The 19,187-nt window shown below is 46.1% G+C and carries 20 protein-coding genes and 1 other annotated feature; of the genes, 8 read left to right on the top strand and 12 right to left on the bottom strand.

Features of this window, described 5'->3' with window-relative positions; genetic code table 11:
* Positions 1–18: 18 nt before the first annotated feature.
* The gene (locus tag ACNAZ4_RS12225) at positions 19–651 is read right to left on the bottom strand and encodes a DsbA family oxidoreductase (RefSeq protein WP_415814750.1); all 633 of its coding nucleotides are present in this window, start codon (positions 649–651) and stop codon (positions 19–21) included.
* A 218-nt stretch (positions 652–869) separates the two neighbouring features.
* Here ACNAZ4_RS12225 and ACNAZ4_RS12220 point away from each other — a divergent pair, with 218 nt between their 5' ends.
* Positions 870–1,412: a GNAT family N-acetyltransferase gene (locus ACNAZ4_RS12220; protein ID WP_415814749.1), complete on the top strand. Its 543-nt coding sequence runs from the start codon at positions 870–872 to the stop codon at positions 1,410–1,412.
* Between the two features lie 75 nt (positions 1,413–1,487).
* Here ACNAZ4_RS12220 and brnQ read toward each other — a convergent pair whose 3' ends face one another.
* Positions 1,488–2,819, bottom strand: coding sequence for a branched-chain amino acid transport system II carrier protein (brnQ, locus tag ACNAZ4_RS12215; RefSeq protein ID WP_415814748.1), 1,332 nt, complete (start codon positions 2,817–2,819; stop codon positions 1,488–1,490).
* Positions 2,820–2,914: 95 nt separating this feature from the next.
* Positions 2,915–3,156 (bottom strand) — a binding site (T-box leader).
* Between the two features lie 574 nt (positions 3,157–3,730).
* On the opposite strand from brnQ, the gene ACNAZ4_RS12210 reads away from it, so the two are divergent.
* From ACNAZ4_RS12210 to ACNAZ4_RS12200, 3 genes are read left to right on the top strand one after another with little or no spacing between them, the layout of a single operon-like run.
* Positions 3,731–4,639 carry a selenium metabolism-associated LysR family transcriptional regulator gene (locus ACNAZ4_RS12210; RefSeq protein ID WP_415814746.1) on the top strand — a complete coding sequence of 303 codons (909 nt, stop codon included), beginning with the start codon at positions 3,731–3,733 and terminating at the stop codon, positions 4,637–4,639.
* Between the two features lie 54 nt (positions 4,640–4,693).
* Positions 4,694–4,966: a ubiquitin-like small modifier protein 1 gene (locus tag ACNAZ4_RS12205; RefSeq protein WP_415814745.1), complete on the top strand. Its 273-nt coding sequence runs from the start codon at positions 4,694–4,696 to the stop codon at positions 4,964–4,966.
* A gap of 1 nt (position 4,967) precedes the next feature.
* Positions 4,968–5,240 carry a hypothetical protein gene (locus ACNAZ4_RS12200; RefSeq protein ID WP_415814743.1) on the top strand — a complete coding sequence of 91 codons (273 nt, stop codon included), beginning with the start codon at positions 4,968–4,970 and terminating at the stop codon, positions 5,238–5,240.
* 270 nt (positions 5,241–5,510) lie between these two features.
* On the opposite strand, the gene ACNAZ4_RS12195 is transcribed toward ACNAZ4_RS12200, so the two are convergent.
* On the bottom strand, positions 5,511–7,352 hold the full coding sequence (locus ACNAZ4_RS12195) for an aldehyde ferredoxin oxidoreductase family protein (RefSeq protein ID WP_415814742.1): 1,842 nt from the start codon (positions 7,350–7,352) through the stop codon (positions 5,511–5,513).
* A 145-nt stretch (positions 7,353–7,497) separates the two neighbouring features.
* Between ACNAZ4_RS12195 and ACNAZ4_RS12190 the strand changes: the two genes are divergently transcribed.
* Positions 7,498–8,526: a ThiF family adenylyltransferase gene (locus ACNAZ4_RS12190; RefSeq protein ID WP_415814741.1), complete on the top strand. Its 1,029-nt coding sequence runs from the start codon at positions 7,498–7,500 to the stop codon at positions 8,524–8,526.
* Positions 8,527–8,580: 54 nt separating this feature from the next.
* A complete protein-coding gene (locus tag ACNAZ4_RS12185; RefSeq protein WP_415814739.1) occupies positions 8,581–9,948 on the top strand; it encodes an FAD-binding oxidoreductase in 1,368 nt (455 codons plus the stop codon).
* Positions 9,949–10,144: 196 nt separating this feature from the next.
* On the opposite strand, the gene ACNAZ4_RS12180 is transcribed toward ACNAZ4_RS12185, so the two are convergent.
* Positions 10,145–11,167, bottom strand: a complete 1,023-nt coding sequence (locus tag ACNAZ4_RS12180; protein WP_415814737.1) for a YeiH family protein — start codon at positions 11,165–11,167, stop codon at positions 10,145–10,147.
* Positions 11,168–11,353: 186 nt separating this feature from the next.
* Here ACNAZ4_RS12180 and ACNAZ4_RS12175 point away from each other — a divergent pair, with 186 nt between their 5' ends.
* Both ACNAZ4_RS12175 and ACNAZ4_RS12170 read left to right on the top strand, forming a co-directional pair.
* A complete protein-coding gene (locus ACNAZ4_RS12175; RefSeq protein ID WP_415814735.1) occupies positions 11,354–12,559 on the top strand; it encodes an MASE3 domain-containing protein in 1,206 nt (401 codons plus the stop codon).
* Positions 12,560–12,942: 383 nt separating this feature from the next.
* Positions 12,943–13,134 carry a hypothetical protein gene (locus ACNAZ4_RS12170; protein WP_415814734.1) on the top strand — a complete coding sequence of 64 codons (192 nt, stop codon included), beginning with the start codon at positions 12,943–12,945 and terminating at the stop codon, positions 13,132–13,134.
* A 45-nt stretch (positions 13,135–13,179) separates the two neighbouring features.
* Here the strand turns inward: ACNAZ4_RS12170 and ACNAZ4_RS12165 are convergent, their stop codons facing one another.
* The 8 genes from ACNAZ4_RS12165 to ACNAZ4_RS12130 all read right to left on the bottom strand — a co-directional run bounded on the left by ACNAZ4_RS12165 (position 13,180) and on the right by ACNAZ4_RS12130 (position 18,681).
* On the bottom strand, positions 13,180–13,335 hold the full coding sequence (locus ACNAZ4_RS12165; RefSeq protein WP_415814732.1) for a hypothetical protein: 156 nt from the start codon (positions 13,333–13,335) through the stop codon (positions 13,180–13,182).
* 139 nt (positions 13,336–13,474) lie between these two features.
* Positions 13,475–13,777, bottom strand: a complete 303-nt coding sequence (locus ACNAZ4_RS12160) for a hypothetical protein (RefSeq protein ID WP_415814731.1) — start codon at positions 13,775–13,777, stop codon at positions 13,475–13,477.
* 128 nt (positions 13,778–13,905) lie between these two features.
* Positions 13,906–14,658: a (S)-benzoin forming benzil reductase gene (locus ACNAZ4_RS12155; RefSeq protein ID WP_415814729.1), complete on the bottom strand. Its 753-nt coding sequence runs from the start codon at positions 14,656–14,658 to the stop codon at positions 13,906–13,908.
* 24 nt (positions 14,659–14,682) lie between these two features.
* The gene (locus ACNAZ4_RS12150; RefSeq protein WP_415814727.1) at positions 14,683–15,147 is read right to left on the bottom strand and encodes a hypothetical protein; all 465 of its coding nucleotides are present in this window, start codon (positions 15,145–15,147) and stop codon (positions 14,683–14,685) included.
* Positions 15,148–15,259: 112 nt separating this feature from the next.
* On the bottom strand, positions 15,260–15,991 hold the full coding sequence (locus ACNAZ4_RS12145) for an ABC transporter ATP-binding protein (RefSeq protein ID WP_415814726.1): 732 nt from the start codon (positions 15,989–15,991) through the stop codon (positions 15,260–15,262).
* Complete coding sequence (locus tag ACNAZ4_RS12140) at positions 15,988–16,686, bottom strand: ABC transporter permease (protein WP_415814725.1); 699 nt, start codon at positions 16,684–16,686, stop codon at positions 15,988–15,990. The genes ACNAZ4_RS12145 and ACNAZ4_RS12140 overlap by 4 nt, the downstream gene beginning before the upstream one ends.
* 201 nt (positions 16,687–16,887) lie before the next feature.
* On the bottom strand, positions 16,888–17,757 hold the full coding sequence (locus tag ACNAZ4_RS12135) for an ABC transporter substrate-binding protein (protein ID WP_415814724.1): 870 nt from the start codon (positions 17,755–17,757) through the stop codon (positions 16,888–16,890).
* A 3-nt stretch (positions 17,758–17,760) separates the two neighbouring features.
* Positions 17,761–18,681: a substrate-binding domain-containing protein gene (locus ACNAZ4_RS12130; protein ID WP_415814723.1), complete on the bottom strand. Its 921-nt coding sequence runs from the start codon at positions 18,679–18,681 to the stop codon at positions 17,761–17,763.
* Positions 18,682–19,187 lie beyond the last annotated feature (506 nt).

Below are 19,187 nucleotides of genomic sequence, written 5' to 3'. Positions count from 1 at the left end.
TCGGCTGCCTCTTTTGCATTAACATCCATCTACTCCGCAGGACATTCCTTCATCCGGGAAATCCATCTCTGAAAGGATGATCTGTTCCAGTGCTTCTTTCGACCTCATCCCCGGAACGACCCTGTCTCCAACGATGAAAGTCGGAACAGCTTTGATGTCCACCTCATTATAAGCATGATTCAGTGCTTGTTGATGAGCCTCTTTATACTTACGCGTTTCGAGTGCACGACGATATTCACCTTGATCGAGACCAATTTCACCGGCCAGCATCGTTAAAATCTCCACGTCCCCAATATCAAGCCCTCTCTGGAAAAAAACCTTCAGCATATGGTCGTTATACTCATTTCCTTTTCCCTGCTCCTTCGCATACTGATATCCCTCAAATGCAAGATGTGTGTATGGCTGGGGAGACACATCCGGCAGGACAATCTTCACTCCCATGCGCTCAGCCATCGGGTAAACAGATTGCTTCCACGTACTTTGCAAGTAATGTTCCTCAGGCTTTAATGTCTTGTTCGGATAGGGCCTTAATTCAAAAGGCATCCATTCCAGCTCGACATCCTTCCCATCGATGGCTTCCTTCAGCGGAAACTCCGCCAAAAAGCAGAATGGTCAAACATAGTCTGAATAAATCTTGATTTTCAGTGTCATAGCTGCCTCCTCTACATCAGTTACGGTATTAGGTTTCGTTTGGATTATACCTTTATACACTCTGGCTAAACTTATGGAAGAATTTTCATTGCTAAAACTAAAATCGAACCATATAATGGAAACATCTTAACTTAAAGGGGATAGAATATTGCGTACATATAATTGGTTTTTTTCATATAAAGAGGTGAAATTTTTATAATAGAATGGGAGACTAAAAAATGACAACAAATCTTTTTCGCGGAAAAACTTTAAAGCTTACAGCAAAAAGGGAAGGGGATACCGACATCATCGCTTCCTGGGATGAAGATCCGGAGTACCTGAGAAATGTGGACACGGATATAGCTGTACCACGGCCGGTTGAGCACTTTGAAGGTGAGGGTGATCCTGGCTCGAACAGCTTTTATTTCCGCTTAAGGACAATTGAGGATGACAGACTGATCGGATTTATCGTCATCCACAGCATTGAATGGAATAACAGGACAGGAACGCTGGCAATGGGAATCGGCAATGCTGGTGACCGCGGCAAAGGATATGGATCCGAGGCTTTGCAGCTGATCCTTCGATATGCTTTCCACGAACTGAATCTGCGCAGAGTTGGCCTGGATGTCATTGAGTACAATGAACGGGGAATCCGCGCCTATGAAAAAGCCGGATTTAAGGTCGAAGGCAGGGTGAGACAGGCAGTGCATAGAGATGGCAAGCATTATGACCGAATCATAATGGGAATTCTCCAGTCTGAATGGGAAGAAAGTCGAATATAAACCATGAAAAAAGCTGTACAGATTTAGCTCTGTACAGCTTTTGGTTTTATCGGGAGTTAAATAACTGGCATCAGGTTACTCAGATGCCGGGTTCAAACCTTTGGATGATACAAGCTTGTCGAATATCCATCCGGCCAGGCCGCCGATCAAAGCAGGCAGAAGCCAGCCGAGTCCTTCGCTGTAAAGCGGGAGTGAGTTAAGAAGGGACAGCATTGCATCTGATTCAACGCCAAATGTCTTCAGACCATCGATGATACTGACCATTCCAGCGGCAAAAACAGCTCCTACATAGACCCCGCGCGCGCCTTTGAAAAAGCGGTCCAGGAATGAAAGGATAACCAGGACGATCGTGATTGGGTATAGCACGATCAGAACAGGGACTGAAATCGAAATGATCTGGTTCAGGCCAAGGTTCGCGATAAACAGGCTGACCAATGTCACCGCCGATGTGAAGACCTTGTAAGGGACCTGAGGCAGCATCTTATTTAAAAATTGGCTTGTTGCAGCTACAAGGCCAACAGCTGTTGTGAAGCAGGCAAGGGTGACAATCAACCCTAACAGCAGCATGCCAGGTACACCAAACATCAACTTCGCGGAAGCTGTTAAAATGGTACCGCCATTTTCGAATTGGCCTTCAGAAGCCATTTTTGCTCCCATCAGGCCGACCGTTACATAAACAAAGGCCAAACCAACTCCAGCGATGATGCCGGCCTTTAATGTTTCCCTGACAATCTGTCTGCGTTCCAGTGCCTTCTTCTGCTGGACAGCTCCAACGACAATGATTCCGAACGCAAGTGCTGCAATGGTATCCATTGTCAGGTACCCCTCAAGGAAACCGGTGGCAAATGGTGCGGCAGCATATTTTTCAGAGACAGCCCCAAATGAACCATCCAGTTTGAAAAAGCTGCCGAGCACCAGCAGAACGATGGCAGCGAGCAAAACAGGCGTTAAAAAGCTGCCGATCCGCTCAACCATTTTTGATGGATTCAACGTTACCCAGTAAACGAGTGCGAAAAAAGCTACTGTGAAAAGCAAAAGGACAGCTGTATGCGATCCGCCCTCTGCCAGGAATGGCTTGACTGACATTTCAAAAGCAACATTGGCGCTTCGCGGAATCCCGAAAAACGGCCCTATCGACAGATACACTGCTGCGCTGAAAACAACTGCAAAAACAGGATGGACCCTTGAACCGATATCTTTGACGCCACCCTTAGCCATTGAAATGACAACGACCGTGAGTAGCGGCAGTCCAACACCGGTAACGACAAAACCAAGCATGGCCGGCCAGAAATTCGCTCCAGCCTCCTGCCCTAAAAATGGCGGGAAAATCAGATTCCCTGCTCCAAAAAATAATGCAAATAACATCAGACCAATTGTGAGTGTTTCTTTACCTTTTAAGCTTCCCATCCTTTTTCTCCTCCTAAAATAATGTTCTGGCACCGAGAGTATAGGAATTTCGGAACGGAATGTTATATATTGAAAAATAAAAACCCGTCCCTGTAAATAGGGACGAGTCATTCTCGCGTTACCACCCTGATTCCGCAAAAAGATGCGGCTCTCCTCAACGTACCATCATACGTGTTCCTTTTAACGGCGGACAATCCGGCAAAGCCTACTGCCAATAAGGTTCAGCTTTGCATCTCAGAGATGATGACCCTCTATAACCTGAACACCGGCTTCCAGCAAATCACCGGCTCTCTGCAGATCAGTTCCATAAAGGACGTGTTCTCGTCATTGATTTTATTATTTTGAAATATATTAACATGAACTATAATAATATTCAGACAATAATATGTCAATACTATTAGTAAAGGAAAGTTTTTCATTAGATACTTTAACGCTGGAAACTCAATATGATAAATTCTAGAAGAGGTGTTTAATGGACAGTTTGAAGTCCCTCATGCTCCGAAATGTCCAAGAAGTAGAGTTTAATGGACATTTTGCTGGCCGTCACGCGCTAAAATGTCTAAGAAGTCCTGTTTAATGGACANTTTGAAGCCCCTCATGCTCCGAAATGTCCAAGAAGAGGTGTTTAATGGACATTTTGCTTGCCGTCACGCGCTAAAATGTCTAAGAAGTCCTGTTTAATGGACAGTTTGAAGCCCCTCATGCTCCGAAATGTCCAAGAAGAGGTGTTTAATGGACATTTTGCTTGCCTTCTCATTCCAAAATGTCTAAGAAACAATTTTTAATAGCCAAGTTAATGTTAACCTTTGTCTGATATGTCTATTAAAATATTTTTGAATAAAATATAGTGTCTTTATCGGTACCATCCATATTAAAATGGGGTTATATATGTCTGAAAATGGAGAAATGCCATGAATCTTAAAAAGCTTGATGCGTTCATTATGGTAGTGGAAAAGAACAGTTTTTCAGATGCCGCAGCTGCGCTTAAAAGTTCCCAGCCATCGGTTAGCTTGAAAATCAAAAGTCTTGAAGATGAACTTGGATTTGAACTGCTCGACAGGGGAACAGCTGTAATTCGGCCAACTTCTGCAGGAATGCTGGTATACAGTGCTGCGAAGGACATGAAAAACAGGTGGAAAACACTTGAAGATGAACTCGGGGAATTCCACGGTACTTTGACAGGGACGCTTACCATTGGTGCGAGCACGATACCGGGCACATACCTGCTTCCAGGCTGGATCAAGAAATTCCGAAACCTTTTTCCGAAGGTTGATGTAAAAATCGATATTGGAGATTCGAAGAAAGTGCTTGATCATTTGCAGAATCATCAGATTGATGCGGGCATTATTGGGATGAAAGTCGACTCACGCCTGTTGACGAGCAAGTCGATTGCCTCTGATTCACTGGTATTGGTCACACCAGTGGGGCATCCATTAACCCTTGCTGAATCACCGGATTTCCCACAAATACAACAATACGATTTCGTCCTCCGTGAAGAAGGGTCAGGAACACGGAAAATGATGGAGCATTACCTGGTGGAAAAAGGTTTGTTGCTTGATGACCTGAACGTTGCTGTCTTAATTGGAAGCACGGAATCCGTTATTGCGGCCGTTGAAGCTGGACTCGGCATCAGCTTCGTTTCCAGGCTCGCGGCAATGCCAGCAGTGAAAGCAGGGCGTATTTCCATTATTGACAGCTTTGCTCCCTACGAAAGGGAGTTTTACCTTGTGACACACACGGATGCTGAGAATCGCCCGTTGATCAAGCAGTTCACTGACGCAGTCATAGCTCCCAGTTTGCAAGACGAACGATTCCTTTGATGACAATTTACAATTTTCACATTATTATTAAAGTAGGAGAAAGGGGCGTTAGCGATGCAGGTAAAGGTATTTGCTAATCTGAGGGAAATTTGCGGAGGCGTGACAGTCGAGGTGCTTCCCGACGGTGACCGGGTAATGGACGTTCTGGACAAGATGTGCGAAATGTTCCCAGATTTGCATGAGGAAATTTTCACTGAAGAAAAGACGCTCAAGCCATTTGTCCATGTGTATATCAATGGACGCAATATCGTCCATGATCAGGAACTTGAAACGCTTGTAAAAGAAAGCGACCAGTTCGCACTGTTCCCGCCGGTAGCCGGTGGCTGATATGGCAGATAGAATACTAGAATTCCGCGGAATCAACCGGAATCATCTTGGCATGTATTTTGAAGAGTTGGGCGGAAGGCTCGTGACAGACTCCTTCCCGTTCGTCTATGAATCAGACAGCTGGAGAGCAGAAATTTTAAGCGAGGATGAGCTCATCTTTACGAAAACCTTCATCGTCAATGCCGTTCATATCCGCTTTGAGGCGAAAAGCCAGGATGAGCTAGACCAATTGATTAAAAATTACCGATATAAAACAACCCGGGTAGGCGGGTAGCAGAGGTTTCGGCGTATTATTGCCGGAGCTTTTTTTAACTGGAAAAAATCAGCTGTTTTTTCCAATTCGCTATAAAAATGGAAAACTCGCTATAAAAATGAGAAACTCGCTATAAAAATGAAAAAGTCGCTATAAAAATGAAAAAGTCGCTATAAAACTATAAGTCTCGTCATAAAAATTAAATTTCCTCGATAAAAAATCGCTGGTAACACCTTTGCGTCCCTTAAAAACGAAAAACCAGGCGAAATTGCCTGGTTTTCTTCATAACTATTAAACTTCTTCTGTAGCCGGAGTTGTTTCTTCGCCGATGATGCCGAGTTCGCGAAGTTTTTCTTCGGTTACGACGCCATCTTTCCAGCCGCGAACATTATAATAGTCTTCCAGCATGATATCCATGCGGCTGACCATGCCTTCGCTGTTGCCGGAAGCTGCTTCTTCAGTGAAGCGTTTTGGAAGGAAGTCATCTTCACGCTTGTTGAAGCCAGCCAGGTTATTATAGTAACGCTCAAGGTTGTAGATTCTTTCCCCTGCAAGCATGACGTCATCCGCAGTCATTGGGATGCCTGTCATTGTGCTGTATTGCTCAGCATAGTGCTCTGCATTTTCAGAGAAAGAAGAGAATTTACAGATATTCATAGAGTCGGAGAATGAAAGCAGGTTCTGGAATACATTCAGAAGCTCAGCTTTTCCTTCTGCTACTGTACGGTCAGTTGGCTCTGGAATACCGGCGATTTCAGATGCGATTGTGTAGCCGCGAAGGTGGCAGGCACCACGGTTACTTGTCGCATAGCCAAGGCCGATACCCTGGATTCCGCGTGGGTCGTAAGCTGGGATGGACTGGCCTTTAACTGACATGGACAGTTCAGGAACGCCCCATGTAGCTGTCGCGCGTGCAGGACCTTCAGCAAGGATGCCGCCGAATCCTTCACGAAATGCGATTTTGCGAGCGACTTCGATCATGCCGTCAGCATCGCCCCAGTCAAGCTTCTCGTCAACGATGCCTTTTTCATAGGCTTCCATTGTGACAGAGATGGCGTGGCCAAGCTCGATTGTATCCATTCCATATTCATTACAGATATCGATTAAGTATGCGATCGCCTCAGAGTCGCTCAACCCGCTGTTCGCACCAAGTGCCCATGCAGATTCGAACTCAAAGCTCTCTACGCGAGTCTTATATTTGCCTTCCTTGACTTCAACTTCAATCTTACAGCCGACCGGGCAAGCATGGCATGTATTGTTGGCAACTAGCAGATGCTCGTTTACATACTCACCTGAGTGCTTTTCAGCTTCATCCCAGTGTGTCAATTGAGAGTTGCGTGTTGGAAGCGCTCCCACTTCATTGATCAAGTTGGTAAGGACGTTCGTTCCGTATACGGATAGTCCGCCTTTGTTAGGAGCAGTCAAACCGCCTTCAAGAATCGCTTTAACCGCTTTCTTGTTAGCCTGGTTGTAATCATCTTTCTGAGCAGGTTCAGGCATGTTGCCCTTTTGTGCTGCTTTGATGACTATTGCCTTCAGCTTTTTGAAGCCTGCAACCGCACCAGTACCGCCGCGTCCAGCTGCACGGTCATGCTCGTTCATGAAACCGGCAAAACGCACGCCATTTTCACCAGCCTGGCCGATTGTCATGACGCTTAGGTTTTCTTCGCCGTGAGCGTCTTTCATAGCCTCTACAGTCGCGCGCGTGCTCAATCCCCACAATTGAGAAGCGTCACGGATTTCTGCTTTGCCATCCTCGATATAGAGGTACACAGGCTTATCGCTCTTTCCTTTGAAAATCACGTTGTCGATGCCAGCCCACTTCAGACGAGCAGCAGTCCATCCGCCCATATGTGAGTCGGTAACTGTGCCAGTCAGCGGCGACTTCGTTACAACAGCAAGACGTCCACTCATTGAAGAACGGGAACCCGTTACCGGTCCAGTCATGATGCAAAGGATGTTTTCTTCTGACAGAGGCTCAACTTCTGGTCCGTTGTCCAGTACATACTTGACTCCAAGGCCTCGGCCGCCGACATATTTCCTGACATCATCTTCCTTGATGCCCCGGTAATCGACCGTGCCATTTGTTAAGTCAACGACGACTTCTTTGTTTTTAAATCCCCCAAGATTCATCTTAACTAATCCACCTCTTTCGTTTTTTTTTAGTAAAAAACTCCCAAGAGGAGAAATTCCCTCTTAATATTTAGTATAGTGAAAATTTTCTCTAAAAAAAAGCTTTATTTAAAGATATAATCTAAATAGAAGTGAGGGGATATCCATGGAGGAAATGGAGCGTTATTCAAGACAAATTTTATTCCAGCCAATTGGAAGTGGAGGGCAGAAAAAGCTGCTGAACAGTTCTGCAGTCATTGTCGGAATGGGAGCGCTCGGCACGGTGATCGCGAATCATCTGGTCCGCTCAGGTGTCGGCTATGTCCGTTTCATCGACCGCGACCTGGTCGAGCTGTCCAATCTCCAGCGCCAAACTCTCTATGATGAAGACGATGCGCGCGAGAATCTGCCAAAGGTCATCGCCGCTGAAAAAAAACTGAAGAAAATCAATTCCGGGGTAAAAGTGGAGCCAATCATTGCCGACCTGACGCTGGATAATGCCGAGGACCTGCTTGCTGGTTTTGATGTGATTGTCGATGGGACCGATAATTTCATGGCCCGTTATCTTATCAATGATGTCGCTGTAAAACATAGCATTCCATGGGTGTACGGCGGCGCTGTCAGCTCACGGGGCATGTTCGCTGTCATCAAACCGGGGGAGACTCCGTGCTATCGATGCCTGTTTCCTTCCGTCCCGGCAGGACTCGGGGATACTTGCGACAGCATCGGTGTGCTTTCGCCGATCACGGAAATCATCGGTTCGTTCGAAGCGGTCGAAGCGTTGAAGCTGCTTGTCGGAGCGGAATCGAATCCCAATCTTGAACAGATGGATATCTGGTATAACTCGTTTTTGCAAATGGACGTCAGCCAGGGGCGCAACCCGGAATGCCCGGCATGTGTCCATCAACAATACGAATTTCTCGATCGCTCATCAGAGCAGCAGATCAACTATGCATCACTTTGCGGACGCAACACCGTCCAGATCAATCCGCGTCAGAAGACGAAAATGGACCTTGAGAAGCTGGCAGGCCGGTTGAAGAATAATGGCGAAGTCAAAGGCAATCCATTCTTGCTGCGGTTTATGCCTGATACTGACATCACCATGGTCATCTTCCACGATGGAAGGGTGCTGGTCCATGGCACGAATGACCTGGTAAAAGCGAAAACCTATTATTCCAGATACATGGGATCCTAATAATATTGCATAGAAATACAGCAAGATACATTTTACGAAAAAGGGGAGAGGGACTTGGCAGGCTATATTGATGAGCTGAAGAAAGTGATTGGAGAAAAACTTGTAAGTGTGAATGAAACAATACTGGAACTTCATGGCCGCGATGAGTCATATCACGAACCGCGCCTGCCTGATGTCGTCGTATTTCCGCGCAATAAAGAAGATGTCAGCAAGGTGCTAAAATTTGCGAACGAAAGAAAAATCCCGGTCGTGGCGTTCGGGTTGGGCACCAGCCTTGAAGGCCATGTCATTCCCGTGAATGGAGGGATTTCCCTCGACCTGTCACAGATGAATGCGATCCTTGAGGTGAAGGAAAACGATTTTCTTGTTAAAGTCCAGCCTGGCGTGACCAGATCTGTGTTGAATAAAGAACTGAAGAAATACGGCTTGTTCTTCACAGTCGATCCCGGTGCAGATGCGACACTCGGCGGGATGGCAGCAACGAATGCGAGTGGTACCACTTCTGTCAGGTACGGAATCATGCGGGATCAGGTCAGGGATCTGGAAGTCGTGCTCGCCAACGGTGACCTCATCCATACCGGCAGCCTTTCAGCGAAATCTTCTTCAGGAATCCACCTGAACGGCATGTTTGTCGGCTCGGAAGGAACGCTTGGCGTCATCACAGAACTCACGTTGAAAGTGTACGGAATCCCGGAAGCGATCACAGCAGCCCGTGCGGTTTTTCCTTCTGTAAAAAAAGCCGTCGATGCCGTAGTCGGGATTCTGGCAGGCGGCATCCCCGTCGCCCGGATTGAGTTTGTCGATGGAGAATCTGTCAAAAAAGTGAATGAATACATGGAAACACAGTACGAAGAAGACACAACGCTGTTCATGGAATTTCATGGCAACGAAGCAGGGCTGGCCCAGGATGTCGAGTTTGCAACTGAAATAATGAAGGACCACGGCTGTACGAGCTTCCAATTCGAGGCCGATTCTAAAGCGCGCAACCAGTTATGGGAAGCGAGGCATAATCTGCTCTACGCCTACAAACACACCGCCGGCAACAAAAGCATCATGCTTACAGATGTCAGTGTCCCGATCTCCGAATTGACCGAAGCGATCCTCCATACCCGCGAGTTGATCGACGCTTCGATGATTGAAGGCTCGATAGTAGGTCATGTCGGCGACGGCAACTATCATGTTTTGCTGCTGCTGGACAAAGAAAATCCTGAACAAGTAAAAGAAGCTGAAGCGATCAATGAAGAAATCGTCCACTATGCACTGAACCGCAGCGGAACCTGCACCGGCGAGCACGGGGTAGGGTTGGGAAAAGCAAAATACCAGCGCCTCGAGCACGGAGCAGCCTATGAAGTGATGAAAGCCATCAAGAAAACCCTCGATCCGAATGGAATTTTGAATCCGGGGAAGATTTTTATAGATTAATGAAAAAAAGCGGCCATTTCGCCGCTTTTTTAAAAATCTATTGGGGCGATAAGATAAGCCATTTTTCAGACATGATCTCTAAGGTTAAAGAGACAATCTCTACGATTTGCACTCTACGGTAAAAGAGATAATCTCTACGGAAAGTTAAATGATCTCTACGATTTACCCCGTAATCTCTACGTTTTTCAAAAAGTACTTAATAAAACAGCCTCACAAGCAAATACCCAAACCCCGAAAGCAGCACTGAGCCGGCAAGTCCGGCTGTCAATGCTTTTCCGCCCATTTGGCGGAACGATTTGAAGTCAACATTCAATCCTAGTCCGGCCATGGCCATCCCGATGAGCAGGTAGGCGAAGCTGACGATTGCGGAAGCGGCGCCTTCTCTTACCAGGCCGGTCGTGTTGAATGCGCTCACGGCCAGGAAGCCAAGGATGAACCAGGGGATTGGAAGGGAGGCGAACGTCATTTTCTGCCCTGCTGCTCCGGTTTCCCTGCGTTGAAGCAGGATTCCGATTATAATGGCGACTGGGACTAGCAGCGCGACTCGCGTCAATTTTACGATGATGGCAAGGTCAAGCGCATCTTGTCCTGCTGGATCGGCAGCTGCGACGACATGGGCGATCTCATGCAAGGTGCCTCCGGCGAAAACGCCATAGTCCAGGGCATCCAATCCGAGATATGAGAAAATTAGCGTATAAAGGATCGTGAAAATCGTTCCGAGCACCGCAACATTCGCTGCACCGACGGCTGTTTCTTTTTCATTCGCTTTGATGACCGGTGCGATGGCGACAACAGCGGCAGCTCCGCATATTGCAGTCCCACAGGCGGTCAGGATGCCGAGTCTTTTCTCAACCTTGAAAAGCCTGCTCAGCCCATAAACCACGAGCAAGGCAAACGTTAAATTCGCGAAGGCGATAAAAAAGACGGTCGCCCCTGCATTGTAAATATCATAAAGATTTAGCCTGAAACCCAGTAAAATAATTCCGAGCCTCAACAGCTTTTTGCTGGAATAAGAAGCCCCTTCCAAAAGTCCGTCATCGACCCCGACAGAAGCCCGCCACACCATTCCGAGCATGATGGCGATGACAAGCTGGCCCATGATCGCGAAGAATGGCAAGCCTGCAATCAAGCGTGCGGCCAGTGCCAGAATCAACGTTAAAGCAATGCCTTTGAACACTGGCATACTATAACGAGGCAAAAGATCTCTCATTTTCATCATTACACTTCCTCTGAATCAATCTATCTACCACTTTATCGAATAAAAGAAAAATAGCAAAACCCATACAAGTATCCTTCACCGAATTGTCAATATTCACAAAACTGATATATGTGGGTGAAGCTAAGGCCCAATATGGTGCTTATAATGAAAGTGACTATAAGACCTCCTAAAGCAGGTGAGCGAAAAATGGAGAAAAGCATATCGGAGGGAAGGTTCCTTGTATATACGATAGCTGCGGTCATGTTGTTCATGATGATTCATCTTTATCACGCCGGCCTTTCATCCTACTTGAATCCTGAAAACTATATTGCCATCCATACTATTTTGGAATTTTTCAGCATAGCTGTTTCTTTTGCGATCTTTTCATATGGCTGGAAATCGTTCGGCTTCACCAAGTCGAGAAAAATCCTGATGCTGTCGATTTTGTTCTTCATTGTCGGTGTGCTCGATTTATTGCACACGCTTACGTTCAAAGGAATGCCATTTTTTATCACCGAGAGCTCGATCGCAAAGGCAACATCATTCTGGGTTATTGCCAGGATGGCCGAGTCATTATTGATGGTCCTTGTCCTCATCTTGCCCGAACGCCAGCTGGAGCTGGACCCAAGGCGAATCTGCCTGGCATTATGCACCATTGTTCTCGGAAGCATCATGTATGTGATTTTCAGCTATGAACAAAGCCTGCCGCTGCTCGTCATTGAAGGGGAAGGAACGACGCTTCTAAAAAATGTCATCGAATATGGGGTCAGTTTCCTGCATTTTATTTCCATCGTGATTTCACTTTATTTTTATTATGAAGGAAAGAATGGCCAGCATCTGTATGTAGCCCTTGCATTCACGTTTTTATTCCTCTCGGAGCTTGTTTTTACCATCTACCAGAGCGTTTATGACATCGATAATTTCGCCGGCCATTTATACAAGGCCATTGGCTATTTTTTCATCCTGAGAGGCTTTTATTTTTCGACAATAGCTAATGACAGCTTTTTTAAGGGCCCCATGGAAAAAGTCTGGTCGCAAACAGAAGACATGATCGAGAGCCACTACGGAATCATCTTCAGGCTGACGAAGCAGGAAAATCAGTTCATCCATCAGATTGTCGGCGGTGGTTTGCTTGACGATCTCGGCTTCACCCCGAATGAAATCAACGGGAGGACGCTGAGGGAGTTTTTGCCCGAAAAGGCGGGAAGAGTCGAGAAGTATTATGAATGTGTCTGGAAAAATAACGAGAAGATTGTCTTTGATATTGATATAGGCGGAAACACGTATGCCATTTCACTCATGCCAGTCATGATGGACGGGCAAGTAGTCCAGATCGCTGGCGCAGTCATGGGAATCGTCAAGCATTCACGGCTTGATCGCTGTTCCAGAAGTACAAAGGCAAACGCTTTGTGAACCTGTTCATTAGGGTGTGGTGTCCTTATGTGTGCTCTTTTCTCTTCATAAGGGCACCTTTCGGCGGGAATGGTACCTTTATGCGTGCTCTTTTTCGTTCATAAGGGTATCTTTCAGGCGGAATGGTGCCCTTATACGGACTTTTATATGTCCATAAGGGTATCTTTCAAGGAAATGGTTCCCTTATGCGTGCTCATCCTTCTACATAAGGGTACCTTTCGGCGGGAATGGTGCCCTTATACGGACTTTTTCTGTCCATAAGGGTATCTTTCGAATTAAATGATGCCCTGCTGCACATATTCCATATATTTCAAGTTCCTGTCAGTGTTAATGCGGGTAAAAACAATCACGGTCGCTGATACTAACTGCAGGAGGGATTCATCATGAAAAAGGATAAATTAGTGAATATTGATGCAAACTCAGAGCCTGCCAATAAACGTGAGCTGGAAGCGCAATTGGAAACAGCGGAGGCGAATATGAAGCTTCAGGATGCTTTTTACGATGAGAATGAAAGCGATGGAATTGATCCGGCAAACCTGAATAACCAGTCTGCCATACTTACGGAAATGGATTAAAGCCGGCATTTGATTGCCGGCTTTTGCCTTGTTAAAGTATTTGCTTTATTGATGGCGGTCCGTTTTATCGCTCTGGTCTTTGTTGCGTTTGTTTCCCTTGCTGTTATCCCCGCTCGTCAATTCGCCTGAGAACTCCGCCATCTGGTTGCCAAGCTTAGGGGAATTTTGATTTTTGCTGCCTTTATTGTCCTTTTTGGTCATTGCAAGCCCTCCTAAAAGTTAGTATAGGTTAGTGTTCCCGGAAAGCATGGAGCAATATGTATTGTTTTCATCGAATTGAAAAAAGAGCAGCGTACAGCTGCCCCTTCAATTTCTTAGCTTATTTAATTTCCTTCGCGCTTTACTTTTTCATCACCTGTTCAATTTCCTTCTCGCTCACGTTCTTTACTTGAGCATTCTCCTTCAATTGCTGGATCAGCTCATTCGCTTCCTCATAAAGCGTGTCATCGGTGAATTCCTCAGAATAGTATAAGGAATCGTCCAGCACCGCCTTTACCCGCAGCCTTGTTCCGGACTCCGTGTCCTCGTCGCCAAGTGTGACGGCAGAACGGGAGGTTTCATGCTGGCTGAGCAAAATTTTATTATCATTGTGATCGTTTTTTACAGCTTCAACCATTTCCGCTAAAGAATGGACTCGTTTCAATGACATCACCCCTCTATTATGTATTCCATTTTTGAAGACTTTAAAACCAATCAAACAATGATTTCGAAAATTGTCCCCTAAAGAAATATCCAGAAATAGAGCGAAAAGCTGTGCTCTCCGCTTGTTTTCTATAATAAGTCATTTACTTTATAAATCTTTCCGTTTTCAAGGGTGTCTGCCAATATTAATTTCACTAGCGCTCCTGCAACAACCTCCGGGCTGCGCAGACTGCCGCTTTCCTTGAATTTCCTGAAGGTCTGCAGTTCAGCGAATGCTTCCTCTGAGGATGACCGGATTGTGGCCTGCATATCGGTATCCATGATTCCAGGGCTGAACGCGATGACCCTGCTTTTGCTTCCGTTCTGCTCAAGCTCCAGGCCAGCTGTCATCGTGAACATATTGACAGCGGCTTTCGTGCTGCAATATACGCTCCATCCATGGATCGGCCGCTCAGCAGCACCTGATGTAACATTCGCGATCACCACTTTGCTGTCAGTTTCCTTTGCTCTCTGTAAAAATAAATTGCTGATAAGGATCGGTGCAGTCAAATTGACGTGCACATTCGTCTGGATAAGAGGAACGTCAAGATCCCCAGTTACTTCGATCGGTTCAATCACTCCGGCATTGTTTATGACATAGACCATTTCGGCGTCTTTAAAGACAGTCTCAGCTATCTGCGAGAATACGCTTAGGACCTGTTCAGCGGCAGCAAGGTCACAGCTATAATGTGAATAGCCGCTGCCAGCATCTGCTGCAGATTGCTTTAAATCGTTGTTTTCAGTTCTGGCAACTGAAATGATCTGCATTCCTTCAGAAATGAATTGTTGCGCTGCAGCTGCCCCTAGTCCTTTTGAGGTGCCGGTTATGATGGCATAGTTCATGGCAAATCTCCTTTTAAGAAAAATTTAGACAGGAATGCTGCCTGTGGTTACAGCATCAATATTTTTCAGCAGCCATTTTTTATTTTCTTCAAGTTCCACTGTTTCAGCTGTTTCCCTGGCAAGGAGAAGGAATCTCTCAAGTTCTGCTTCATTTCCGGATACAGCATGGGCTCGGGCGATTGCTTCATAGGCAAAAGCAAGGTCGAACGCTGCGAGGTCATGCTCGAGGCAGAGCTGTTCAGATTTTCTAGCGTGGTGGAGGGCTGGTTCAGCTCTTCCGAGAATCGCATAGACTCTCGAAATCTGCCATTCGCCACGCGCAAAATTCAGCGGTGTTCCGACAACTCCCCAATGATAGCGGGAGGCATTTGCTGCATAAAGCATTGTATCAGCATCGCTTTCCGTCCTGTCCTGCTTCTCGATCAAATCCCAGGTAAGGTTGAACAAATCAATCGCCATTTGTTTATGTGTCATAAAATTCATATCCATTATAGTTTGCTCCTTTAAATGCTTTTATAGGACAATATTTGACATGAAAAGAAAATCTCCTTCCTTTATATGAAAAAACAGCATGGCATCTTGCAGCCATGCTGTTAAGCAACTAAAGAAGAATGCTCTTCCATTCATTTACAAAAGCGGAAGCAGATGGGTTAGGGAATGACAGTACTTCCTCTGTGGGACCAGTCTGTTTCAGCTCGCCATCCATCAGGATCGCAAGCGTTCCTGCAAGGTACCTCAATTCCATCAAATCGTGGCTAACAAAGACTGTTGTCGTTTTCGTTTGTCCGATGATCGATTTAATATCCTTCAATAGCTGGACCTTCGTGGGGAAGTCAAGCGCAGAGAAGGGTTCATCCAAAAACAGGACTTCAGGCTCCAGCACCATTGCCCGGGCAAGGTTGACTCGCTGGGCCTCGCCTCCGGACAGATGTGCTGCATGTTTCTTTGCAAGATGGCCGATCTGGAATTTTTCGAGCCAGTAAGCAACCTTTTGTTTTACTTCCTGGCGGGGAAGATTCCTTAGCTTCAAACCAATTGAAACATTCTGAAAAACGGTTGTATCAAGAAGCAGAGGCTGCTGCATCGCGACAGCGAATTTTCTTCGCATCTTAAGTGAAAGATCATCAGTGATATCCTGATCTTTGAAAAAAATCGCGCCCTGAGCGGGTTTTTCCAGCAAGGACAAAGCCTTGATAAAAGTACTCTTCCCGGCGCCATTCGGACCCATGATTCCAAGTATTTCCCCGTCTTGTATCTCAAAATGGGGAAGTGAAAGCAAGTTTTTCTTTCCTGCTTTCACTTCTAAATTTTTTACAGTAATCAGTGGGGTCATAGGCTCCGCTTCCTTTGCTGTAAGTAAGTCAGGCTAAATGTGATGATGAAGGCCAATGTCATCAGGATGAATGAAAGTGCCAGGGCGATATCGAAATTGCCTTTCGATACTTCCATGACGATCGAAGTCGTGAGGATCCGTGTCTCGCCGCTGAGATTGCCGCCGACCATCATCGCTGCTCCTACCTCGGCAATGACTCGACCGAATCCGGCGATGATGGCGGCAAGAATCGCAAGCTTGACCTCTTTCATCAAAATCCAATATAGCTGGAACTTCGTCGCTCCAAGCGCTTTGACCTGAAGGATCAGTTTAGGATTGATCTGCTGGAATGCCGTGCTCGTTAGCGCTGTGACAATCGGCAGTGAAACGAGAATCTGTGCCATGATGATTGCCATTGGCGTATAAAGCCAGGCCAGGTCACCAAGCGGACCGGAGCGCCACAGGAAAAGAGTGATCCATAGACCAGCGACGACAGGAGGGAGGCCCATGCCGATATTGATGATGGCAAGGAGCAGCTTCCGTCCCGGAAATCGGGCAAGCCCAAGGAACATTCCTGCTGGAATACCAATCATTGTGCTAATCAGTACAGCTGTAATCGACACCCTCAGCGTCAGCAGGGTAATCTCAAGGATATCCCGGTCCCCTGACAGGATCATCTCTATCGCCTTTTTCAATCCTTCTAGTAAAAGTTCCATGCGCAATCAGACTTTCTTTTAAATTTGTTCTGGCAAAATGATTTGTAATTAAGGAGAATTCAAGTATTACACTTCGAGAATTGTCCAGCTCCAGTGCCTAGCCCCTCGAGACGCTTCGGTCCTGTCAATGAAGTCAAAGAACGACTTCACTGCCAGGCCCTCCAGCGCTTGTCGGGGCTGATCAAGGCGCTTACGCTTTTCTTATTCAAAAAGGAAGAATAATGGCTCGCCGTATTCAGCGGTGCCAAATTCCTTGATGATCTTCTTCGTATCTTCAGAGGTCATATAATCAACAAATGCTTTCGCACCTTCTGCATTTACTTTATCATGTTTTTCGTCGTTCACTTGCATTACGTGATAAATATTCAGCAGGCTTTCGTCACCTTCAACCAGGATTTCAGTGTCAGGCATGTTCTTTTTCTGGGCAAGGAATGTGGCACGGTCTGTCAAAGTATAAGCCTGTTTCTCTGAAGCGATCTGCAGTGTTGCTCCCATCCCTTGTCCAGCTTCGATGTATGCATCACCAAGGCTTTTCGGATCAAGAGAAGATTTCTTCCAAAGCTCGAGCTCTTTTTTATGAGTGCCGGAATCATCACCACGAGACACGAATGAAGCTTTTGATTCCGTGATTTTTTTCAATGTTTCAGCTACTGTTAAGCCTTTTACTTTTGCCGGGTCTTCAGCTGGTCCAACAATGATGAAGTCATTGTACATGACCTTCTGGCGGTTGATGGCATCGCCGCTTTTTACGATCTCTTCTTCCGCTGCAGGTGCGTGTACAAGAAGGACATCCGCTTCACCGCGTGTTCCCATTTCAAGGGCCTGCCCGGTACCAACGGCAATGATTTTCAAATTATAATTGTTTTTTTCTTCAAAATCAGGCTTCAGGACATCAAGCAGCCCGCTATCCTGGGTGCTGGTAGTTGTCGCGAGGATCAAATCCGTTTTTTCTGTTTTTTCCGTTTTTGTCTCTGGCTGATTTCCAGCTTCCTTTGTCGATGAGTCAGAACAGCCTGTTACAAAAGCGAACATAAGTACAAGCAATAATGAAATTAAATGTTTGAATTTCATTCCTTATTCCTCCGTTGAGTGATTTCCATAAATGATGGTTCCGAATTCTTCAGCATCATAGCCATCCAGGTCTGCGATGCTTTCTTTAAAATTGGTGAGCTGGATTAGGTCGATTAAGTGCTGCAGTGCTTCTCTGTTTTCAGGAGTCCAACGGAACACTATGTCAAACTGTTCCTTCGTAAGCGGAATGAAATCGAGACCAAGCTGGCTTGCCGCGCACCTGATTCCAAACGCTGCATCTGCAGTTCCTCTGCTGATATGGGCTGCCGCTCCGAGATGGGTCCATTCTTCATTTTCATAGCCCTTTACCGCTGCTGGGTCCAGATTTTCATTGGCCAGGAAGGAATCAAGCAGGAAACGGGTGCCGGCTCCTTTTTGGCGATTGACAATCGAGACGTCAGTCCTTGCCAAATCCTTAACCCCGGTAATGTCCTTTGGATTGCCCTTCGCAACAATCATCCCCTGCTCCCTAGAAGCAAGCCTCATGACAGTTAAAGGTTCGTGGACAAACAACTGGCGGATGAAGGGAAGATTGTACTGCTGCGATGTCGGATCGAGCAGATGGACGGCCGCGATATCCGCACTGCCGCGATACAGCATCATCAAACCTTCGAGGCTGCCAATGTAGGAGGGAGTGATCGAGAATTCCGTTCCTTCAGAGGCTATGTATTTTACCAGCTGTTCGACCAGGAAATCATGGCTGCCAGCCAGCTGCAATGAATGCTGGGGATTCCCCTTTGATTCCTGAACTCTGGCAGGGATTGCGGACATGCTAGCTTTATATCTTTCAAACTCGGTTTCTTCAATGCGCATTTTATTGCCCACTTTAAAAGCAGCAAGGTCTCCTCGCTTAATCATTTCATAGACAGTATGCTTTGAAATTTTCAGCATGGAAGCGATTTCGTCCGGAGTATAAATTTGCAAACAGGTTTCCTCCTTTTCTTATTAATCTAAATATAATAAAATATTTAATGAAAAGGTAGAGTTATTGTTGTGTTTTGTAAAGTTTTGTTTAGTTCCGTTGGAGATTAATCATATTTTGTTCACAAATAAGGAATTATTTTTCCAAATAAAACCTTCGCAAAATACTCCGGGCAGTATAGTGTATTTCTGATTCATTCCATGGTAAACTAACTCTAGAAATATTTGATGCAGAAAGGGAAACGGGAGAATGCAGATTTCAGATAAAGCGCGCGACATTTTAAAAGAAATCCTCGCAGAGCGCAAAGCAGAAGGTATCCGCGTCTACTTTGGCGGCTATGGCTGAGGAGGCCCGCAGATTGGTCTGGCTCTGGAGGAGCCGGAAGAAGATGATCATGTAACAGTAATCAATGAAATCCAAGTCGCGATTGAATCCAATATCATCGACTATACAGAAGGCATGGCGCTCGAATATGACGAATACCGTGAAGGCCTTATCCTCATGGGCG

This window comes from Mesobacillus thioparans, from assembly GCF_965138835.1.
GTDB lineage: Bacteria > Bacillota > Bacilli > Bacillales > Cytobacillaceae > Mesobacillus > Mesobacillus thioparans.
Note: the sequence above shows the minus strand (reverse complement) of the source record. Positions and strands in the feature narration are given on the sequence as shown.